Source organism: Bradyrhizobium sp. WSM1417 (assembly GCF_000515415.1).
Taxonomy (GTDB): Bacteria; Pseudomonadota; Alphaproteobacteria; order Rhizobiales; family Xanthobacteraceae; genus Bradyrhizobium.
This window is the reverse complement of sequence record NZ_KI911783.1, coordinates 1311674-1329791: the sequence shown is the minus strand read 5'-3', so window position 1 is coordinate 1329791 and position 18118 is coordinate 1311674. Positions and strand designations below refer to the sequence as shown.

The 18118-nt window shown below is 64.6% G+C and carries 17 protein-coding genes; 4 read left to right on the top strand and 13 right to left on the bottom strand.

Features of this window, described 5'->3' with window-relative positions:
• Positions 1-6: 6 nt before the first annotated feature.
• The 3 genes from BRA1417_RS0106425 to BRA1417_RS0106415 all read right to left on the bottom strand — a co-directional run bounded on the left by BRA1417_RS0106425 (position 7) and on the right by BRA1417_RS0106415 (position 3148).
• Positions 7-876 (bottom strand): DMT family transporter, encoded by an 870-nt coding sequence (locus BRA1417_RS0106425; protein ID WP_027515121.1) that lies wholly within the window; start codon positions 874-876, stop codon positions 7-9.
• Positions 877-1005: 129 nt separating this feature from the next.
• The gene (phbB, locus tag BRA1417_RS0106420) at positions 1006-1731 is read right to left on the bottom strand and encodes an acetoacetyl-CoA reductase (RefSeq protein WP_027515120.1); all 726 of its coding nucleotides are present in this window, start codon (positions 1729-1731) and stop codon (positions 1006-1008) included.
• A 238-nt stretch (positions 1732-1969) separates the two neighbouring features.
• Positions 1970-3148, bottom strand: a complete 1179-nt coding sequence (locus tag BRA1417_RS0106415) for an acetyl-CoA C-acetyltransferase (RefSeq protein WP_027515119.1) — start codon at positions 3146-3148, stop codon at positions 1970-1972.
• Between the two features lie 304 nt (positions 3149-3452).
• Between BRA1417_RS0106415 and phaR the strand changes: the two genes are divergently transcribed.
• Positions 3453-4049: a polyhydroxyalkanoate synthesis repressor PhaR gene (gene phaR / locus BRA1417_RS0106410; protein ID WP_027515118.1), complete on the top strand. Its 597-nt coding sequence runs from the start codon at positions 3453-3455 to the stop codon at positions 4047-4049.
• A 42-nt stretch (positions 4050-4091) separates the two neighbouring features.
• The gene (locus BRA1417_RS0106405) at positions 4092-4709 is read left to right on the top strand and encodes a trans-aconitate 2-methyltransferase (protein WP_027515117.1); all 618 of its coding nucleotides are present in this window, start codon (positions 4092-4094) and stop codon (positions 4707-4709) included.
• Positions 4710-4720: 11 nt separating this feature from the next.
• Here BRA1417_RS0106405 and BRA1417_RS0106400 read toward each other — a convergent pair whose 3' ends face one another.
• Positions 4721-5608 (bottom strand): branched-chain amino acid aminotransferase, encoded by an 888-nt coding sequence (locus BRA1417_RS0106400; protein ID WP_027515116.1) that lies wholly within the window; start codon positions 5606-5608, stop codon positions 4721-4723.
• A gap of 117 nt (positions 5609-5725) precedes the next feature.
• Between BRA1417_RS0106400 and BRA1417_RS0106395 the strand changes: the two genes are divergently transcribed.
• Positions 5726-6661 carry an alpha/beta hydrolase gene (locus tag BRA1417_RS0106395; protein ID WP_027515115.1) on the top strand — a complete coding sequence of 312 codons (936 nt, stop codon included), beginning with the start codon at positions 5726-5728 and terminating at the stop codon, positions 6659-6661.
• 42 nt (positions 6662-6703) lie between these two features.
• Here BRA1417_RS0106395 and BRA1417_RS0106390 read toward each other — a convergent pair whose 3' ends face one another.
• The 4 genes from BRA1417_RS0106390 to BRA1417_RS0106375 form a co-directional block, all read right to left on the bottom strand.
• Entirely contained in the window at positions 6704-6949 is a 246-nt protein-coding gene (locus BRA1417_RS0106390) for a hypothetical protein (RefSeq protein WP_027515114.1), read from the bottom strand.
• Positions 6950-7058: 109 nt separating this feature from the next.
• Positions 7059-7619, bottom strand: coding sequence for a carboxymuconolactone decarboxylase family protein (locus BRA1417_RS0106385; protein ID WP_027515113.1), 561 nt, complete (start codon positions 7617-7619; stop codon positions 7059-7061).
• Between the two features lie 111 nt (positions 7620-7730).
• Positions 7731-8891 carry a PLP-dependent cysteine synthase family protein gene (locus tag BRA1417_RS0106380; protein WP_027515112.1) on the bottom strand — a complete coding sequence of 387 codons (1161 nt, stop codon included), beginning with the start codon at positions 8889-8891 and terminating at the stop codon, positions 7731-7733.
• Positions 8892-8936: 45 nt separating this feature from the next.
• Entirely contained in the window at positions 8937-9401 is a 465-nt protein-coding gene (locus tag BRA1417_RS0106375; RefSeq protein WP_007599137.1) for an Lrp/AsnC family transcriptional regulator, read from the bottom strand.
• A 164-nt stretch (positions 9402-9565) separates the two neighbouring features.
• Here BRA1417_RS0106375 and BRA1417_RS0106370 point away from each other — a divergent pair, with 164 nt between their 5' ends.
• Complete coding sequence (locus BRA1417_RS0106370) at positions 9566-10579, top strand: 1-aminocyclopropane-1-carboxylate deaminase (RefSeq protein ID WP_027515111.1); 1014 nt, start codon at positions 9566-9568, stop codon at positions 10577-10579.
• Positions 10580-10806: 227 nt separating this feature from the next.
• Here BRA1417_RS0106370 and recQ read toward each other — a convergent pair whose 3' ends face one another.
• From recQ to BRA1417_RS0106345, 5 genes are all read right to left on the bottom strand, one after another.
• Positions 10807-12672 (bottom strand): DNA helicase RecQ, encoded by a 1866-nt coding sequence (gene recQ / locus BRA1417_RS0106365; RefSeq protein WP_027515110.1) that lies wholly within the window; start codon positions 12670-12672, stop codon positions 10807-10809.
• 247 nt (positions 12673-12919) lie between these two features.
• Complete coding sequence (locus BRA1417_RS0106360) at positions 12920-13663, bottom strand: polysaccharide deacetylase family protein (RefSeq protein ID WP_027515109.1); 744 nt, start codon at positions 13661-13663, stop codon at positions 12920-12922.
• Positions 13664-13767: 104 nt separating this feature from the next.
• Positions 13768-14769 carry a homoserine O-succinyltransferase gene (locus tag BRA1417_RS0106355; RefSeq protein ID WP_027515108.1) on the bottom strand — a complete coding sequence of 334 codons (1002 nt, stop codon included), beginning with the start codon at positions 14767-14769 and terminating at the stop codon, positions 13768-13770.
• A 12-nt stretch (positions 14770-14781) separates the two neighbouring features.
• Entirely contained in the window at positions 14782-16083 is a 1302-nt protein-coding gene (locus BRA1417_RS0106350; RefSeq protein ID WP_027515107.1) for an O-acetylhomoserine aminocarboxypropyltransferase/cysteine synthase family protein, read from the bottom strand.
• A 254-nt stretch (positions 16084-16337) separates the two neighbouring features.
• A complete protein-coding gene (locus BRA1417_RS0106345; RefSeq protein WP_027515106.1) occupies positions 16338-17912 on the bottom strand; it encodes an amidase family protein in 1575 nt (524 codons plus the stop codon).
• Between the last annotated feature and the right edge of the window lie 206 nt (positions 17913-18118).

Below are 18118 nucleotides of genomic sequence, written 5' to 3'. Positions count from 1 at the left end.
ATGACGCTACCGCTTCCGCAGCACCATGTCCTTCGCGGCGATCAGGCCGCCGCCGGCGATCAGGATCGCCGCGATGGTGATGTTGGCGCTGGCATTGGCGAATCCGGCGGCGATGAGGAAGCCGGTCGAGAGTAGCGGCGTCGCGTAGGACGCGGCGCCGAGCACGCGGATGTCGCCGCGCTTCATGCCGATGTCCCAGGCGTAGAACGCAGCACCCACCGGACCGATGCCGAGCGCGATCACGGACAGCCATTGCAAGGTCGTGTCCGGCCATACCGTGGTTTCAAGCAGGCTATGCATCAGCGCGGCGAGCACCGCGGTAGCGAGGCAGAATCCCGCGACCGCATCGGTCGGCACCGCCTTCAATCGCCGCGACAACACCGAATAGGTCGCCCACACGAACGCTGCGATGAAGGCTGCGGCCAATCCCGGCAATTGCCCCTGCGTGAAGCCGGAGGTGTTCCCGGCGAACAGCAGCACGGTGCCGACGAGGCCGAGCACGGCGCCGACGACGTGATGCACGGCAAGCCGCTCGCCCGGCAGGAACGACGAGAACAGCACGATCAGGAGCGGCCACAGATAATTCAGCAGGCCGGCTTCAGCCGGCGGCGCAAAGCGCAGCGCGAGGAAATACAGCGCGTGATAGCCGAACAGTCCGCCGACACCCACGGTCCACACGGCAAGCGGCTGACGCAGACTTTTCGCCGCCTCGCCGCGGCCGATCCAGGTGAGCAGGCCGACGAGACCGCCGATTGCGAACGTCATCGCAGCCAGCTGGAAAGCCGGGATCCTTCCGGTCGCCACCGTCATCACCGACAGCAGCGACCACATCAGGATCGCGGTCAATCCGATCAGCGTTGCGGTGCGGGGAGTCATCGATCAAAAGGCTCTGAGGACGCTTATGCCCGGCACGAGGCCGGGCATTTTCGTCTTCACTATCGCCTTGTTGCGCCTGAAGCTACAGGCATTTGGCTCAGCGACGTCCAGCGGAGAGAATTGGCGTCATCAGGCCTGGTATTGGCCGCCATTGATGGTCAGCGTCGAGCCGGTGATGAAGCCGGCCTCGTCGGCCGCCAGGAACACGACCGCGCGCGCGATCTCTTCCGGTTCGCCGAGCCGGTTGACCGGGATCTGCGGGATCACGTTCTTTTCCAGGACGTCCTTCGGCACGGCCTGCACCATTTCGGTGTTGATGTAGCCGGGACAGATCGCGTTGACGGTGATGCCGCCCTTGGCGTTCTCGAGCGCGAGTGCCTTGGTGAAGCCGATGTCACCGGCCTTCGCCGCGGAATAGTTGACCTGGCCGAACTGTCCCTTCTGGCCGTTGATCGACGAGATCGAAATGATGCGGCCGAACTTGCGCGCACGCATGCCTTCAATGACTGGACGCGTCATGTTGAACAGCGAACCGAGGTTGGTATTGATGACGGCGTTCCACTGCTCGAGCGTCATCTTGTGGAAGGCGGTGTCGCGGGTGATGCCGGCATTGTTGACGAGGACGTCGATCGGTCCGACCTCGGCCTCGACCTTCTTCACGCCCTCGGCGCAAGCATCGAAACTGCTGACGTCCCATTTGTAGACCGCGATGCCGGTCTCGGCCTTGAACTTCTCCGCCGCCGCATCGTTGCCGGCATAGCTCGCCGCAACCTTGTAGCCGGCCGCCTTCAGCGCCTTGCTGATCGCAGCTCCGATGCCCCGCGTACCACCCGTCACCAATGCAACACGTGCCATATCGTATTTCCTTCCCTTGGACTCTTCGGACGTTTCTGAGTGATTGTTTTTAAGTGCGGATTATGGGGGACGTTTGACGGACATCAAGAACAAAACGCCCGGCGTCGAGCCGGGCGTTTCTCTTTAGTCGAGGCTTGTACGGTTGCGAAGAATATTTGATTTGCAACCGCTGCCTTTTTAATCGCGTGCAACGCACTCAGCCACGCGTGCAGCGCACGCGAAATTGCGCGTCACTATCTCAGTCGCGCGCCACACACATCGCGATACCCATGCCGCCGCCGATGCACAGCGTGGCGAGGCCCTTCTTCGAATCCCGCTTCTGCATCTCGTGCAGCAGCGTCACCAGCACGCGCGCGCCGGAGGCACCGACCGGATGGCCGATCGCGATCGCGCCGCCGTTGACGTTGACCTTCGAAGTATCCCAGCCGAGATCCTTGTTGACGGCACAAGCCTGCGCCGCGAAGGCTTCGTTGGCCTCGATCAGGTCGAGATCGCCGACGTTCCAGCCGGCCTTCTTCAGCGCGGCACGCGAGGCCGGGATCGGGCCCGAGCCCATGATCTTCGGATCGACGCCCGCCTGCGCCCAGGACACGATGCGCGCGAGCGGCTTCTTGCCTTCCTTGGCGGCCTGCTTGGCGGTCATCAGCACCACGACGGCGGCGCCGTCATTGATACCCGACGCAGAGCCCGCGGTGACCGTGCCGTCCTTCTCGAAGGCCGGACGGAGCTTCGCCATCGCGTCGACCGTTGCGCCATGGCGCGGATATTCGTCGGCGCTGACGACGACATCGCCCTTGCGTCCCTTGATGGTGACGGGAACGATTTCGTCGTTGAATCTACCGGCCTTCTGCGCGGCTTCGGCCTTCTGCTGCGAGGCGACCGCGAACTCGTCCTGCTGGGCGCGAGTGATCTGCCACTGCCGCGCGACGTTCTCGGCGGTGTTGCCCATGTGATAGCCGTTGAAGGCGTCCCACAGACCGTCCTTGATCATGGTGTCGATGAATTCGACTGCACCCATCTTGACGCCGCCACGCAGATACTGGGCGTGCGGAGCCATGCTCATGGATTCCTGGCCGCCGGCGACCACGATCTCGGAATCGCCGTTGAGCAGTGCCTGATAGCCGAGCGCAACGGTGCGCAGGCCCGAGCCGCAGAGCTGGTTGACGCCCCAGGCCGGGCTCTCGACCGGAATGCCGGCATTGATCGAGGCCTGACGGGCCGGGTTCTGGCCTTGGGCGGCGGTCAGGATCTGGCCCATGATGACTTCGGAGACCCGGCCGGGCTCGATGCCGCCGCGCTCCAGCGCGGCCTTGATGGCGATGGCCCCGAGATCATGGGCGGGAAGGGTTGCGAACGCTCCGTTGAAGCTTCCGACCGGGGTGCGGGCGGCGCTGACGATGACGACATCGTCTGACATGGGCATCTCCTGGGTTGTATGGGGGCAGACGGGGCTGGGGAAACGGCTCGCCAGTCTCGGACGGCATCCTGTTAACGTCGTTGAGGCATGTCAATCGGCCGGCGGCCGAATTCATCCCGCAGCGCATTCAAAATAGCGTTCTTGGCGCTTTCGCAAGCACGTTTTTGCTGCCCGATTAACCGTGGCGCACAAAACGGTAGCGTGACCCCCTTGAAAATGCTTATTTTGTTGCGTTGCGTACTCTTCCCGCCCTGCGGCATAGCCCGTCAGGTTCCCGTTCTCCGCGTCTTGCAAGTGAGAGCCCATGGCGAAATCAGACCAACCCACCACCATCAAGAAATACGCGAACCGCCGGCTCTATAACACCGGGACGAGCACCTACGTGACGCTGGAAGACCTCGCCTCCATGGTCAAGGACGGCGAAGATTTCCTGGTCTACGACGCCAAGACCGGCGACGACATCACCCGCTCCGTGCTTGCCCAGATCATCTTCGAGCAGGAGAACAAGGCCGGCCAGAATCTGCTCCCGACCACCTTCCTGCGCCAGCTGATCCGCTTCTACGGCGACAGCATGCAGATGGTGGTGCCGAAATATCTGGAGCAGGCCATCGCGTCGCTGACGCAGGAGCAGGAGAAGTTCCGCAAGCAGATCGCCACCTCGCTGTCCGGAACCCCGTTTGCGCCGCTGGAGGAACAGGTCCGCCGCAACATGGAGCTGTTCCAGCAGACCTTCTCGATGTTTAAGCCTTTCGCGCCCGGCGCGGCCCGCCCCGCGGGCTCCGCGGAGCCGGCGCCCGAGCCGACCGCCGAAGCCCCGAAGGACAGCAACATCGACGATCTGCGCCAGCAGATGAAGGACATGCAGGAACGCCTCGAGCGGATGTCGAAGAAGGACGAGTAGATCGTCCCTCTGCGCCGGCTCCCCCAAGCCGGAGGACGCGCCATGTCCGACCGAAGCACCCATTGGGACAATGTCTACGCCATCAAGGGCGAAGCCGAGGTCAGCTGGTTTCAGAACAGTCCGGCGACTTCGCTCGCGATGATCAGAGCGGCCAATCCAGGCAGCGAGGCTGCCATCCTCGACGTCGGCGGCGGCGCATCGCGGTTGGTCGATGCTCTCCTGCTGGAGGGATATCGCGACGTCGCTGTACTGGATCTCTCTGCCAAAGCGCTTGACGCTTCCAAGAAGCGAATCGGCGCAGCCGCTTCAACCGTCGACTGGATCGTTGCCGACGCCACGACATGGCACCCGGCAAAGACATACGACCTATGGCACGATCGGGCGGCGTTTCACTTCCTGACCGATTCCCGCGACAGGACCGCATACATCGAGCGGCTGCGGTCGGCGGTTGCGCCCGGCGGCCACGTCATCATTGCGACGTTTGCGCTCGACGGTCCCGAGACGTGCAGCGGCCTGCCGGTGCAGCGTCATGACAGCGCAAGCCTTGCGGCGGAGCTCGGGCCGAGCTTCGAGCTGGTCGAAACGCGCAACGAGGCACACCACACGCCGTGGAATTCGACGCAGGCGTTTCAGTTCAGCCGGTTCAAGCGACGCAGCTAGGACAGCGCGGATCAAGCCGCCAGCTTCACCGCATGGGCAAAGTCCCAATAGAGCTCGCGCGCCCGAATGTAGAGCGGGCCCGGCTTCAGCTCGCGATCGTCGATGCGGATCACCGGCGCGACTTTCGCGAAATTGCCCGTAGAAAAGATCTCGTCGGCCGCGAGGAAGTCGGCGTAATGCAGCGTCTTCTCGACCACGGTGGCGCCGTCGGCACGAAGCAGGCTGATGACGCGCTGGCGGGTGATGCCGTTGAGGAAGGTGCCGTTCGGCACCGGCGTGTAGACCACGCCCTCCTTGGCCATGAACACGTTGGAATTGCCGAACTCCGCGACGTTGCCGAGCATGTCTAGCATCAGCGCGTTCTGGAAGCCGCGCGAGGCGGCTTCGGCAAGCGCGCGCGAATTGTTCGGATAGAGACAGGCGGCCTTGGCCTCGACCGGGGCGCATTCGGCGGTGGGCCTGCGGAACGGCGACAGCGTGATCGCGTTGCCGACGGGTTTCGGCATCGGCGCCTCGTAGATGCACAGGCACCAATCGGTGGTCTCGGGATCGAACAGCACGCCGCCGCCCGAGCCGTTCCGCGCCCAGTACATCGGACGGACATAGAGCTCGGTCTTCGGCGCAAAGCGCGCGATGCCCTCGTTTGCGAGTGTCATCCAGGTTCCGGTATCGACCACCGGCTTCAGCCCAAAGTTGATCGCGGACTGATTGGCGCGGGCGACGTGGCGGTCGAGATCGGGCGCGACGCCTTCGAACGCCCGCGCGCCGTCGAACACCACCGAGCCGAGCCAGGCCGCATGCGTGCGCGGACCCATGATCGGCACATTTCCGTCATGCCATTTGCCCTCGAAGAAGGTCCAGCTCGGCGAATATGCGATGGGCTTTTTGATCTCGGCCATGACCGGCCTCTCCCTTGGCGTGGTGCCGCATTATAGCGCCACTATTGGGCGCAATTTCTAAATGATTCCCTGCGGGAAAATGGTGAGTTACCCTCCCGGGAGGGGAAAGGAAGCACCATGCCGCTCGATCCGCTCGCAAAGCGTTTGTTGACCATGATGGCTGCGGCTGCGCCGCTGGCACGGAGCCGGCCCAGCGTGGAGGCACGGCGGCAATCGTTGGCAAAGCTGATGCAGTTTGCGCGCGCCGATGCGCCTGGCGTGACGACGTCCGACGGCATGCTGCCTGGTTCCGGCGGCGCGCTGCCCTATCGCCTCTATTCACCGGCAGGCGCCGATGATCGCGCGCCCGGCTTCGTGTTCTTTCACGGCGGCGGGCTGGTTGCCGGCAGCATTGCCACGCATGACCGCATCGCGGCGGCGCTGGCACATGCGACCGGCTGCCGTCTCGTTTCGGTCGACTACCGGCTGGCGCCCGAGCACAAATTCCCCGCAGCCGTGGACGATGCGATCGCTGCCACCGAATGGGTGGCGCGCGAGGCCGCATCGCTCGGCATCGACGCCGGGCGTCTGGTGATCGGCGGCGATTCGGCCGGAGCAACGCTCGCTGCCGTCGTGTGCCAGGAGGCGGCGCAGACAGCTGGGCTCTCCATCGTCGCGCAATGCCTGATCTGCCCCGTGCTGGATTTCGAGGAGGCCTCGCCTTCGCGCGAGGCGTTCGCCGAGGGGCACCTGATCGACCGCGTCACGATCGAAGCCGATCTCGCTGACTATCTGCCCGAGACGCTGGACGCTGCCGATCCCCGCATCTCGCCCCTGCGCGGGACACGGCTTGCGGGCCTGCCGACCGCCATCATCCACACCGCCGAGTTCGACCCGATGCGCGACGAGGGCAATGCCTATGCGCGCAAGCTGCTCGCCGCCGGCGTCACGGTCGAGCACGTCTGCCACGACGGCATGGTCCACAATTTCCACGCCATGGGCGCAATTCTGCCGCAGGCGCAGCTCGTGCTGTCGCAGATCGGTGAGCAGGTCAGGCGGGCGGTGGGGACGTGAAGCTCCTGGTCTTGCCCGCAACGGGAGAGGAAAGAGAATGCCTCACGCTCTCGCCTCGATGACAGAACGCGCCGCCGCGACGTAGTTTGGCCAATGCGCGTCCGCATAACGCTCGGCCTGTCGCACGCAGGTGACGTCGGGCGCATGCGCAGCCGCGATCATGCGCGCAAAGCGCTCTTCGGCGACCGTCACGTCATCGGCTGCGGTCGAGGGCGCGGCTCCAGCGGCGGCCGGCGCAACGGCGAGTCCCGCCAGTCCGGCGAGCAGGATGCGGCGTGACGTGTCCATGGCTGTCGTTCCCTCTTCATTGCACTTCGATCGTGACCGGCGATGCGTCGCCATGGCGGCGGCAGGGTACCGTGACGCTTCCGTCCAGTCCAGCAGCTGGGCAGCGCGGTCAGTCCGGCACCGGCACGTCGAACGTGTTCAGCGTGACCGACACCATGCAGTAAACGCCGACGAGATAGGACAGTTCGGCCGCGCCGTGCTCGCCGAATTCCTTGACCGCGGCCCGATAAGTCAGTTCCGGCAGCACGCCGCCGCTGACCAATGCGGACGCCACGTCGTAGGCGACCGCTTCCTGCTTGGTGAGATCGACCGGCCGCTGTCCGGCGACGATGGTCGCGAGCTTCTCGTCGGAGAGGCCGCGCTGCTCGGCGACCAGCACATGCGCATAGAGTTCGTAGCCGGAGCGGAAATGCGAGCCGGTGACGAGGATCGCGACCTCACGCACCGGCGCCGGCAGCAGCGGGTTCGCCGCGATCGCCTTGACCAGCTCCCACACCGGCTTGCCGAAGCGAGGCTCACGGATCCAGGGATTCCAGGGCCCGAGCAGCGCGCCATCGTCGCGCATGTTCACAAAGCCCTTGAAGTGGTCCTTGATACCCGCTCGCATGTCGTCATAGAGCGGCTTCTGTTCGGCACTCAGGTTTTTCGGATCGAGAATCGGAAGGCGCACGGCAGGTCTCCTCGTTGAGAAGCCGCGAAACTCGCCCGCACGCGCGCGCAAGGCAAGTGAAGTTGCCGTGACGGCCGTGCAATCTTGCAAATGGCGGGGAAGCGCCAGCTATCAGGCCTCAGGATTTCGCAAGTTCTGCGGATTCGTGACGTCTTCGAACTCAAGCGCCAGTGGCTGCGCTGTATCGAGGAACGACGACAAGGCCGCCTCGAACGGCGCTGGATCGAGACCGCGCGCTTTCAGCCAGGCGGGCTCATAATAGGTCTGCCGGTAGCGCTCGCCGGAATCGCAGATCAGCGTCACCAGCGATCCCATCTGATTCGCCTTTCGCATGTCCGAGGCGAGCCGGCACAGCGCCAGGAAATTGGTGCCCGTAGAGCCCCCCACCGCGCGGCGCAGCCGGCGCGATAGCACGTTCATCGCCGCGATCGTCGCCGCATCCGGGATCTTCATCATGCGGTCGACCACGCCCGGCACGAAGGAGGGCTCGCAGCGCGGCCGCCCGACACCTTCGATCAGCGAGGGGCGGTCGCAAACATGGGAGCGGTCCTGCGAGCTGAAGCAGTCGAAGAAAGCGGAATGCTCGACATCGGCGACGCACAGCCGTGTCGGATATTGGCGATAACGCAAATAGCGTCCGATGGTGGCCGAGGTGCCGCCGGTGCCCGCGCCCATCACGATCCAGTCCGGCAGCGTGCGCGGCTCGCCCTGCAATTGCGTGAAGATGGATTCGGCGATGTTGTTGTTGCCGCGCCAGTCGGTGGCGCGCTCCGCGAAGGTGAACTGGTCCATGTAGTGGCCGCCCAGCCGTGCGGCCAGCGCGCCGGCCTCCGCATACAGCGCGCGGCCGTCGTCGATCAGATGGCAGTTACCGCCGTAATGCTCGATCGCGGCGATCTTCTCGGCCGAGGTCGTGCGCGGCATCACGGCATAGAAGGGCACGCCGATCATCTGCGCGAAATAGGCTTCCGACACCGCGGTCGATCCCGACGAGGCCTCGACGACAGGCGTGCCTTCGCGGATGTGGCCGTTGCAGAGCGCGTAAAGAAAGAGCGAGCGCGCCAGCCGGTGCTTCAGGCTGCCGGTCGGATGCGTCGACTCGTCTTTCAGATAGATGTCGATGCCTGATAGCGCCGGCACGATCAGCCGGATCAGATGCGTGTCGGCCGTGCGGCACTGGTCGGCCTCGATCGCGGCGACCGCCTCGTCGACCCATCCGCGCCGATAGGCCGGTCCGGCCGCATTGAGGTGGCGGAAGGGGAATGGCTGCATCAGTTGAACCTCTCATGATGCCGATCGCGCATCAATAGCTTCCGCTCAAAACTCCAGCGGCGCGTTGTCGACGACTTCCTTCATCACGAAGAAGGTGCGGGTCTGGCGCACGCCGGGCAGCGCGATCAGCTGCTCGCCGTGGATGCGGTTGAAGTCCTCCATGTCGCCGACGCGGATCTTGAGGAAATAGTCGAAGTCGCCAGCGACGAGGTGACAGTCGAGCACGAATTTCAGCCTGGTGATCGCCTGCTCGAAGATCGCAAAGCTTTCCGGCGTCGAACGGTCGAGCACGACGCCGACCATCACCAGCGTGCCTTTGGCGACCTTCTTCGGCGCGACCATGGCGCGGACGGCGGCGATGAAGCCGTGCTCGAACAGCCGCTGGGTGCGGCGATGGCAGGTGGCGGGGCTGATGGCGACGGTTTCGGCCAGCTCCGCGTTGCTGAGCCGGCCGTTATTTTGCAGCAATCGCAACATCTTAAGGTCGATACGATCGAGGCGGGCGGACATGGAAGAAAATTCCGTGATGAACATCTGTTCCGGAAGGAATAGCACGTATTGGCGCTGTTATCGCAAGATCGCGCGCAACAGACCCGCCATATTTGAAAGCACCTTTTTGCAGAGCGATGCTAGCGTTTTACGCAGACATTGACGCCAATCGGGATGACCTGACGATGCTTGAAAAATTCGCGCGCTATCCGCTGACCTTTGGTCCGACGCCCATCGAGAAGCTGGAGCGGCTGTCGAAGCATCTCGGCAGCAATGTCGAGGTCTATGCCAAGCGCGAGGACTGCAATTCCGGGCTCGCCTATGGCGGCAACAAGCTGCGCAAGCTCGAATACATCATCCCCGACGCGATCGCCTCGAACGCCGACACGCTGGTCTCGATCGGCGGCGTGCAGTCCAACCACACCCGCATGATCGCGGCCGTCGCGGCCAAGATCGGCATGAAGTGCCGCCTGGTGCAGGAAGCCTGGGTGCCGCACGAGGACGCCGTCTATGACCGCGTCGGCAACATCATGCTGTCGCGCATCATGGGTGCCGACGTGCGCCTGGTCGACGACGGCTTCGACATCGGCATTCGCAAGAGCTGGGAGGAGGCGATCGAGGAGGTGAAGGCGGCGGGCGGCAAGCCCTATGCGATTCCCGCCGGCGCCTCCGTGCACAAATTCGGCGGCCTCGGCTATGTCGGCTTCGCCGAGGAAGTGCGCAAGCAGGAAACCGAACTTGGCTTCAAGTTCGACTACATCGTGGTCTGCACCGTCACCGGCTCGACCCATGCCGGCATGCTGGTGGGCTTCGCCGCCGATGGCCGTGCGCGAAAGGTGATCGGCATCGACGCCTCCTTCACCCCGGCGCAGACCAAGGCGCAGGTGCTCTCGATCGCGCAGAACACGGCCAAGCTCGTCGAACTCGGCCAGGACCTCGTCGCCGACGACGTCGTGCTGATCGAGGATTATGCTTATCCCGCCTATGGCGTGCCGTCGGAAGAAACCAAGGAGGCGATCCGCCTCACCGCGCGTCTCGAAGCCATGATCACCGATCCCGTCTACGAGGGCAAGTCGATGCAGGGCCTGATCGACCTTACGCAGAAGGGCTATTTCGAGAAGGGCGCAAAGATCCTCTACGCGCATCTCGGCGGCGCGCCGGCGCTGAACGGCTACGGGTATGCGTTCAGGAACGGCTGAGGTTGCCCGCCTCGCGCCTCATTCACCGCTGTCGTCCCGGCCTAGTGCGCAATTGCGCACGGGGGCCGGGACCCATAACCCCAGGGAGCAGTTTGGCGAAGAGCGTCGTCGCGCGTGCCCCAAGACAAATCACGCGGTATGGATCCCGGATCTGCGCTCCACTTCGCTGCGCTTGTCCGGGATGACGATGTGGAGAGAGTTGGCGCGCTAACAACCGCCAACGCGCCCTACCGTGTCCTGACAATCTGCAGCAGCTCGTCGCCGTAATGCTCGAGCTTCTTGTCGCCGATCCCAGGCACATTGCGCAGCTCATCCAGCGTGGTCGGCCATGCGCGAACGATGCCGTCGATGGTGGCGTCGTGCAGCACGACGTAGGCCGGCACGCCACGTTCGCGGGCAATATCCGAGCGCCACGCTCGTAGCCGCGTGCGCAGCTCGGGATCAACATCGCCCTGCGGCGCATCGGCCGCCGGCGCCAGATCACCGCGGCGGGACTTGGCGCGGCTTGATCGGATCCGGGCGCCGGGCGCTTCCTCGCGCAGCCACACTTCCGTTTCGCCCCGTAGCACGCCGCGCGACGATTCCGTCAGCTTCAGCGCGCCGAAAGCTTCGCTGTCACTCAGCAAATGTCCCATCGCCACAAGCTGCCGCAGCACCGTGCGCCACTGCTTCTCGTTGAGCTCGCGTCCGATGCCGAACACCGTCAGCTTGTCGTGACCGAACTGCGTCACCTTCTCCGTGAGGCGTCCGATCAGCACGTCGATGAGGTGCATCGCGCCGAAACGCTGCCCGGTGCGATAGGCGCAGGATAGCAGTTTTTGCGCCAGCACCTTGCCGTCGCGCATTTTCGGCGGCGTCAGGCAATTGTCGCAATTGCCGCAGCCCTCGCCCATCACGATCTCGCCGAAATAGGCGAGCAGCCGCCGGCGCCGGCAGTGCGGCGTTTCGGCAAGGCCAACGAGCGCGTCGAGCTTGCCGATCGAGACCCGCTTGAATTCCTCGGAGCCGCTCGACTCGTCGATCATGCGGCGCTGCTGCACGATGTCCGAGAGACCGTAGGCCATCCAGGCCGCCGACGGCTTGCCGTCGCGGCCGGCGCGCCCTGTCTCCTGGTAATAGGCCTCGATGCTCTTGGGCAGATCGAGATGCGCGACGAAGCGCACGTCGGGCTTGTCGATGCCCATGCCGAAGGCAATGGTCGCGACGATGACGATGCCGTCCTCGTTGAGGAAGCGGTCCTGGTTGCGCGAGCGCACGCTGCCGTCGAGCCCGGCGTGATAGGGCAACGCCGCAATGCCGGCGTCGTCGAGCGCGGCGGCGACCTCCTCGACCCGTTTGCGGGACAGGCAATAGACGACGCCCGCATCCCCTGCGTGACGCTCCCGGATGAAATCCTTGAGCTGCGACACCGCGTTGCGCTTGTCGATGATCTCGTAACGGATATTGGGACGATCGAAGCTGGAGACGAAGTGCGGACTGTCTGCAAGCTGAAGCCGCTCGACGATCTCCTTGCGGGTCAACTCGTCGGCAGTCGCGGTCAGCGCGATACGCGGCACGTCGGGAAAGCGCTCGGCGATGATGGACAGGCCGACATATTCGGGGCGGAAATCATGGCCCCATTGCGAGACGCAATGCGCCTCGTCGATCGCGAACAGCGCCACCTTCGCCCGGGCCAGCAGCGCCAGGCAGCGCGGCGTCACCAGTCGCTCCGGCGCGACATAGAGCAGGTCGAGATCACCCGCGATCAGGCGCCGCTCGATGTCGGAGGCTTCCTGCGGGGTCAGCGACGAGTTCAGCGCGGCGGCGTTGACCCCGGCTTCGAGCATGGCAGCGACCTGCTCGCGCATCAGCGCAATCAAGGGCGACACCACGACACCGCAGCCTTCGCGCAGCAGCGCCGGCAATTGATAGCACAGCGACTTGCCGCCGCCGGTCGGCATCAGCACCAGGCAATTGCCGCCGTCCGTGACGTGCCGGATGATCTCGCCCTGAGCGCCGCGGAACCCGGGCAGGCCGAACACCGAACGCAGCACCGACAGCGCATCGCGGCCGTGGGCCGGCGCAGGCAGCGGAGCGGTGGAAGGAGAGGACATGGGCATGTCGGGGTGAGGCCGTGAGATTCGTCACAAGGCCAGTCGCATGACCGCGCAGGCGTGGCAAGGCTGTTTGGGGGACTTACACCGCTGCTTCCGCTCCCTCTCCCCGTTCTTACGGGGAGAGGGAGCGGGGTGAGGGGCTTCTCTCCACATCTGAGATTGCCGATGAACCTGTACCCCCTCACCCGAATTCGATCTCCGATCGAACTCGACCTCTCCCCGCAAGCGGGGCGAGGTAAGAAAGCTACGCCCCGATCCTTCGCAGCGCTTCCGCGACCGTCACGATCGGCATGTTGCGCTTCCCGGCCGCCCGCAGCGCATGGCGCATCAGGTCCGGCGTACAGCCATACGGGCTCGGCGCGTTGGCGACGTCATGACCGTAGAAGATCAGCCATCCACCGCTCTCGACCGCCTCGTCGAAATAGCGATCGACGCCCGCGCTATCGATCTCGCAATCGACCAGCGGCGAGGCCCGCAGGAACTGGAGATCGATGACGTCGCGATTGACGCCGGGAAGGATGCCGCGCGCCGAACGGAAGGTCTTGGCGAGCTGCGGCTTGCGCCACACCGACGCGATGCCATAGGGGTAAGCGAAATTTTCCAGCGTGATCGAGGAATCGATGCCGCGAAAATGGCTGCGGTTTCGCTCGATCTCGCGGGCCATGGTGGTCTCGTCGAGATTGACCGCACTCAGGTGCGAGAAGGTATGGCAGGCAATCTCGTGTCCGGCCCGGTGAAGCCGCACGATCGCGTCGTTCGACAGGCCGTGCCAATGGTCCGAGGGACGATCGACCAGGCTGCCGGCGAGATAGAACGTACCGCGGCCGCCATGCTGCTCCAGAAGCCCGGCGCCCTCGCCTGCAGCGCTATCGGGGGCATCGTCGAAGGTGAAGCTCACCATGGGCGCATGCACGGGCAGCCGGTGCGGCGCGGCGCGGAAATGCCGGGCGAGCCGATTGCTCACGCGTCCCTGGAGTGCCGACCACACGACTCGCATTTCCTGTCTGCCCCGCCCCTCACTGAAGCATTCGTGCGCTGCTCGAGGCAAGCTTCACACTTCGTTAGTCCTAATATCGACCCCGTCGTCCCGCCCTAACGCGCGAGCACCGACGCGTCGGTCCCCGCGCCGAGATATTGCAGCCAGTTCCGGAACAATGCCGCCGCGGCGCTGCCCGCGGCGATATCGGCACGCAAAGTCAGCGCCGGCAGTTCGTTACTGAGCGCGGGGTGCCGCTGGTGCCTGGCCTGTTTCTCGAAACGGACCAGCTTCTCTTCCGTCGAACCGTCAAAATAGCTGACGGGCAAATGCGGATAATTGTCGCGCTCACGCGCGAGATAACGGCCGATGTCGCGCAGATATTCACGCTGAAGCGACAACGCGTCGTATTCCGGATGGCCCTGGAAGAACACGAATCGGCTGGCATATTGGCGGACGAAGATATCGACGCCGGCCTTTGCCGAACGCGTCAGCACCTGGTAGCCGGCCTGCGCGAGGTCGCTCTCGGCGATCTCGTTGAGACGCGAATGCGAAACCTTGAGGGGAGCAGGCGCGGCCCGCGTCAGCGGATCGCCGGTCACGGCGTCGCAGTCGAAAATGCCGTGACATTTAGTGGCGAGCGGCCGCCGTTCGATGCGGTCGAGATGCAGCACCGCGACATGCGCAGCGAGGCACGACCAGATTGTCGAGCGCGTGTTGACCTTGGCCCAGTCGATCAGCTCGGTGAGGTCGCGCCAATACGGTTCCTGGTCGAGCTCGGGCGCAACCGGCTCGGCGCCGGTCACGATCAAGCCGTCGAACTTGTGGCGCCTCAGCTCGGTGAGGTCCGAATATTCGCTCTCGACATGCCATCTCGCTTCCGGCGAGCGCTTGACCGAGGGTAGCGAGAAGCAGTGAAAGCGGATGCGGCGCGGACCTGCCGCGGCTTGCAGCAGCTTCATGAACTGCCGCTCGGTCGCCTTCAGCGCCGGATCCGGCATGTTGTTGATCAAGCCGATGGTGAGCTCGGTGCCGCCGTGCTCGCGCGCCAGATCGCCCGCTCCTGGCACCAGCGCCGGGCTCGATATGGCTTGATCCCTGTCGATCAGGATCGTCATCGGCGCCGCCGCCTACTCCGCGGCCTGGAGGCGCGCGGACGGGCAGGCCTTTTCCAGCGCCTGGTCGAGGTCCTCGATGATGTCCTGGCAATGCTCGATGCCGATCGACAAGCGGATCGTTTCCGGCAGCACCCCGGCGACCCGCTGCTGCTCCGCCGACATCTGCCGGTGCGTGGTCGAGGCCGGATGGCAGGCCAGCGACTTGGCATCGCCGATATTGACGAGGCGCGTGATCAGCTTCAGCGCATCGTAGAAGGACTTGCCGGCTTCCATCCCGCCCTTGATGCCGAAGGTGAACAGCGACGAGGCGTTGCCGTCGAGATATTTCTGCACCAGCGGATAATAGGGACTGTCCGGGAAACCGGTGTAGTTGACCCAGGCCACGCGCGGATCCTTGCGCAGGAATTCGGCGACCTTGCGGGCGTTCTCGCAGTGGCGCTCCATGCGCAGCGCGACGGTTTCGATACCCTGAAGCAGCAGGAAGGCGTTGAACGGCGACAGCACCGAACCCATGGTGCGCTGATAGATGCTGCGCGCGCGCTCGATATAGGCCGTGCGGCCGAAGCGCTCGGCATAGACGAGGCCGTGATAGGAGGCGTCCGGCTTGTTGTAGCCGGGGAAGCGATCGGCGTGCTTGGCCCAGGGGAAATTTCCGGAGTCGACGATGGCGCCGCCGAGCGTGGTGCCGTGGCCGCCCAGAAACTTCGTCAGCGAATGCACCGCGATGTCGGCGCCGTAATCGAACGGCTTGAGCAGGATGGGTGTTGCAACGGTATTGTCGACGATCAACGGCACGCCATGGGCGTGGGCGATCTTCGCCAGCGCTTCGATGTCGCAGACATTGCCGGCGGGATTGCCGATGGTTTCGGCGAACACGGCGCGGGTGTTCTCGTCGATCAGCTTTTCGATCGCCTCGGGCTTGTCGCTCTCGGCGAAGCGGCCGGTGATGCCCTGCCGCGGCAGGATGTGCGAGAGCAGCGTATGCGTGGTGCCGTAGAGCTGCGGCACGGAAACGATGTTGCCGCCGTGATCGGCGACATTGACGAAGGCGAAATGCAGCGCGGCCTGTCCCGTCGCGACTGCAAGCGCGCCGACGCCGCCCTCGAGCTCGGCGATACGCTTCTCCAGCACCGCGCTGGTCGGATTGGCGATGCGGCTGTAGCGATAGCCTTCGGTCTCGAGATTGAAGAGCGCCGCGCCGTGATCGGCGCTGTCGAAGGCGTAGGCCGCGGTCTGGTAGATCGGCACGGCAACCGCGTGCGTGGTGGCTTCGGGCTCGTAGCCGGCGTGAATAGCGATCGTCTCATTGCGCATCGTGCCACCTCCGCGTGGAGCGGGCCGCACTTATTGGCCTGTATGAGGCATGTGCGTTGTCCGCCGTCCCTCTGTTAGAGGCGGGTGGTAAAGCGGACAATAATTCGTCTAGAGATCGAGGAAGTAACCCTAACGGTTGTTGGGGAATTGGCTAAAATTCGAGTCAAATTGGATTAATGAAGTTTTGCGCCGCCGGCTGAGTGGCTTTCCTTCTCCCCTTGTGCAGGGGAGAAGGTGAAACCTTCGCTGCCCTGTCAGTCCATCTGTTCCCATAGGCGATGGGCGAGCACGCCGGCCCGCTTCTCGATCGCGGCTGCCGCATCGAGTGCGAGGTCCTCGCGATAACGCCCGGCAATGAGCTGCACGCCGATCGGCTTGCCATCGTGCAGCGTCACCGGCACCACGGCGCCGGGCAGCCCCAGCACGTTGATCGCGGAGATGAAGCGGATCTCGCCCCAGAAGATCTCGCGCACGCGCTCGGGGCTGACAGTGTCCTCGCGCGGGCCCGGAATCGGCTTCACCGTGGTCGGTGCCAGTACTACCGGATACTCCTCGAAGAACAATTGCCAGGCACGGATATGGCCGTTGCGCGCGGCGGTCGCCTGCATCCAGGCCTTGAGGTCGAGCAAATTGGCCTTGGCTTTCATGCCGCCCCACGCCTTGTGGAAGTCTTCGGACGTCACCTTCAACATGCCGGCTTCCTGCATCACCATCGTCTCGTTGGTGATGATGTCGCACCAGGTCTGCCAGACGCCGTCGATATCGGGCACGTCGACCTCGCTGACCCGATAGCCGGAACGCTCCAGATGATCGGCGGCCTGGCGCAACGCCGCCGCGACGTGCGGATCGACCTCCATGTCTTCAGGTATCCTGGCCAGCGCGACCTTGATCGGCCCCTTCGGCTTCGGCCCCGCCAGCGGCGCCGGCACCCACCAGGGATCGCGCGGATCGCGCTGGCTCATCACCTCCAGCGCGAGTCTGACGTCGGCGACGTGGCGGGCGAGCGGCCCCTGCGCCGACATCAGATGCGCCAGCATCGGCCGCTCGGCGGTTGCGCTTGCGTTGAACGCGGGAATACGCCCCTGTGTCGGCTTGATGGTCGTAACGCCGTTGCAATGCGCCGGCCAGCGCAGCGAGCCGCCGATGTCGTTGCCGTGCGCGATGGTGCCGATGCCGGCGGCGACGGCCGAACCCGCACCGCCCGAGGAGCCCCCGCAGGTGATATCCGGATCCCAGGGATTGAGCGTCAGCCCGTGCAAGGGATTGTCGGTAAAGCCGCGGAAGGAGAATTCCGGCGTGTTGGTGAGGCCGATGACGATCGCACCGGCCTTCTTCAGGTTGCGTACTACGGGCGAATCCGACGGCGCGATGAGGTCCTTGTTGGCGGGAACGCCGTTGAAATTCGGACGGCCTTCGTAGTCGACATTCTCCTTGATCGTGATCGGTACGCCATGCAGAAGGCCGAGTTCGCCGCCCTTCGCGCGCCGCTTGTCGGCCGCATGCGCGGCGGCCAGCGCCTCCTCCGAGAGATCCACGACGACGGCGTTCAGCCTCGGATTGACGGCACGCATGCGGTCGAGATGCGCCTCGACGGTCTCGACCGCGGAAATGGCGCCGGAGCGGATTGCGGCTGCGGTCTCGACTGCCGACCATTGCCAGGCCGGGCCCTTGGGACGGCGCGGTGCGGACGATTTGCGCGCGGCGGCCTTCTTGACCGGCTTGGTTGCAGCCTTCGCAACCTTGCCCTTGCGAACGGCGCTTTTCCTGCCGGAGGTCTTCGCTGCTTTCTTTGCAGCAGTTTTCTTCCTGGTCACCGTCTTCTTCGCCACGTCGCATCTCCTCAAATTGCGCCGCGGAAGTTATGGAGGTTCCATGACCGTGTACAGGCGCGTTTCTGCATGCCGCGCTGTCGCGACGCGTTGGCGCGGCCGACGGCGCGCGAGAGACGCTCATGAGCTTTGGGTCTTCCCATGACCCTCATGCTGATTGAATGACGTAGCGAACTAGCCGCCGAGATTTCCGCATCGCGACTAGC

Excerpts from the sequence above, each read along its gene's own strand:
- BRA1417_RS0106415 (WP_027515119.1), bottom strand. The coding sequence starts at position 3,148 with ATGTCAGACGATGTCGTCATCGTCAGCGCCGCCCGCACCCCGGTCGGA.
- BRA1417_RS0106395 (WP_027515115.1), top strand. The coding sequence starts at position 5,726 with ATGCCGCTCGATCCGCTCGCAAAGCGTTTGTTGACCATGATGGCTGCG.
- BRA1417_RS0106400 (WP_027515116.1), bottom strand. The coding sequence starts at position 5,608 with ATGGCCGAGATCAAAAAGCCCATCGCATATTCGCCGAGCTGGACCTTC.
- BRA1417_RS0106355 (WP_027515108.1), bottom strand. The coding sequence starts at position 14,769 with ATGACGATCCTGATCGACAGGGATCAAGCCATATCGAGCCCGGCGCTG.
- recQ (WP_027515110.1), bottom strand. The coding sequence starts at position 12,672 with ATGTCCTCTCCTTCCACCGCTCCGCTGCCTGCGCCGGCCCACGGCCGC.
- BRA1417_RS0106375 (WP_007599137.1), bottom strand. The coding sequence starts at position 9,401 with ATGTCCGCCCGCCTCGATCGTATCGACCTTAAGATGTTGCGATTGCTG.
- BRA1417_RS0106350 (WP_027515107.1), bottom strand. The coding sequence starts at position 16,083 with ATGCGCAATGAGACGATCGCTATTCACGCCGGCTACGAGCCCGAAGCC.
- BRA1417_RS0106380 (WP_027515112.1), bottom strand. The coding sequence starts at position 8,891 with ATGCAGCCATTCCCCTTCCGCCACCTCAATGCGGCCGGACCGGCCTAT.
- BRA1417_RS0106390 (WP_027515114.1), bottom strand. The coding sequence starts at position 6,949 with ATGGACACGTCACGCCGCATCCTGCTCGCCGGACTGGCGGGACTCGCC.
- BRA1417_RS0106405 (WP_027515117.1), top strand. The coding sequence starts at position 4,092 with ATGTCCGACCGAAGCACCCATTGGGACAATGTCTACGCCATCAAGGGC.
- phbB (WP_027515120.1), bottom strand. The coding sequence starts at position 1,731 with ATGGCACGTGTTGCATTGGTGACGGGTGGTACGCGGGGCATCGGAGCT.
- BRA1417_RS0106370 (WP_027515111.1), top strand. The coding sequence starts at position 9,566 with ATGCTTGAAAAATTCGCGCGCTATCCGCTGACCTTTGGTCCGACGCCC.
- BRA1417_RS0106425 (WP_027515121.1), bottom strand. The coding sequence starts at position 876 with ATGACTCCCCGCACCGCAACGCTGATCGGATTGACCGCGATCCTGATG.
- phaR (WP_027515118.1), top strand. The coding sequence starts at position 3,453 with ATGGCGAAATCAGACCAACCCACCACCATCAAGAAATACGCGAACCGC.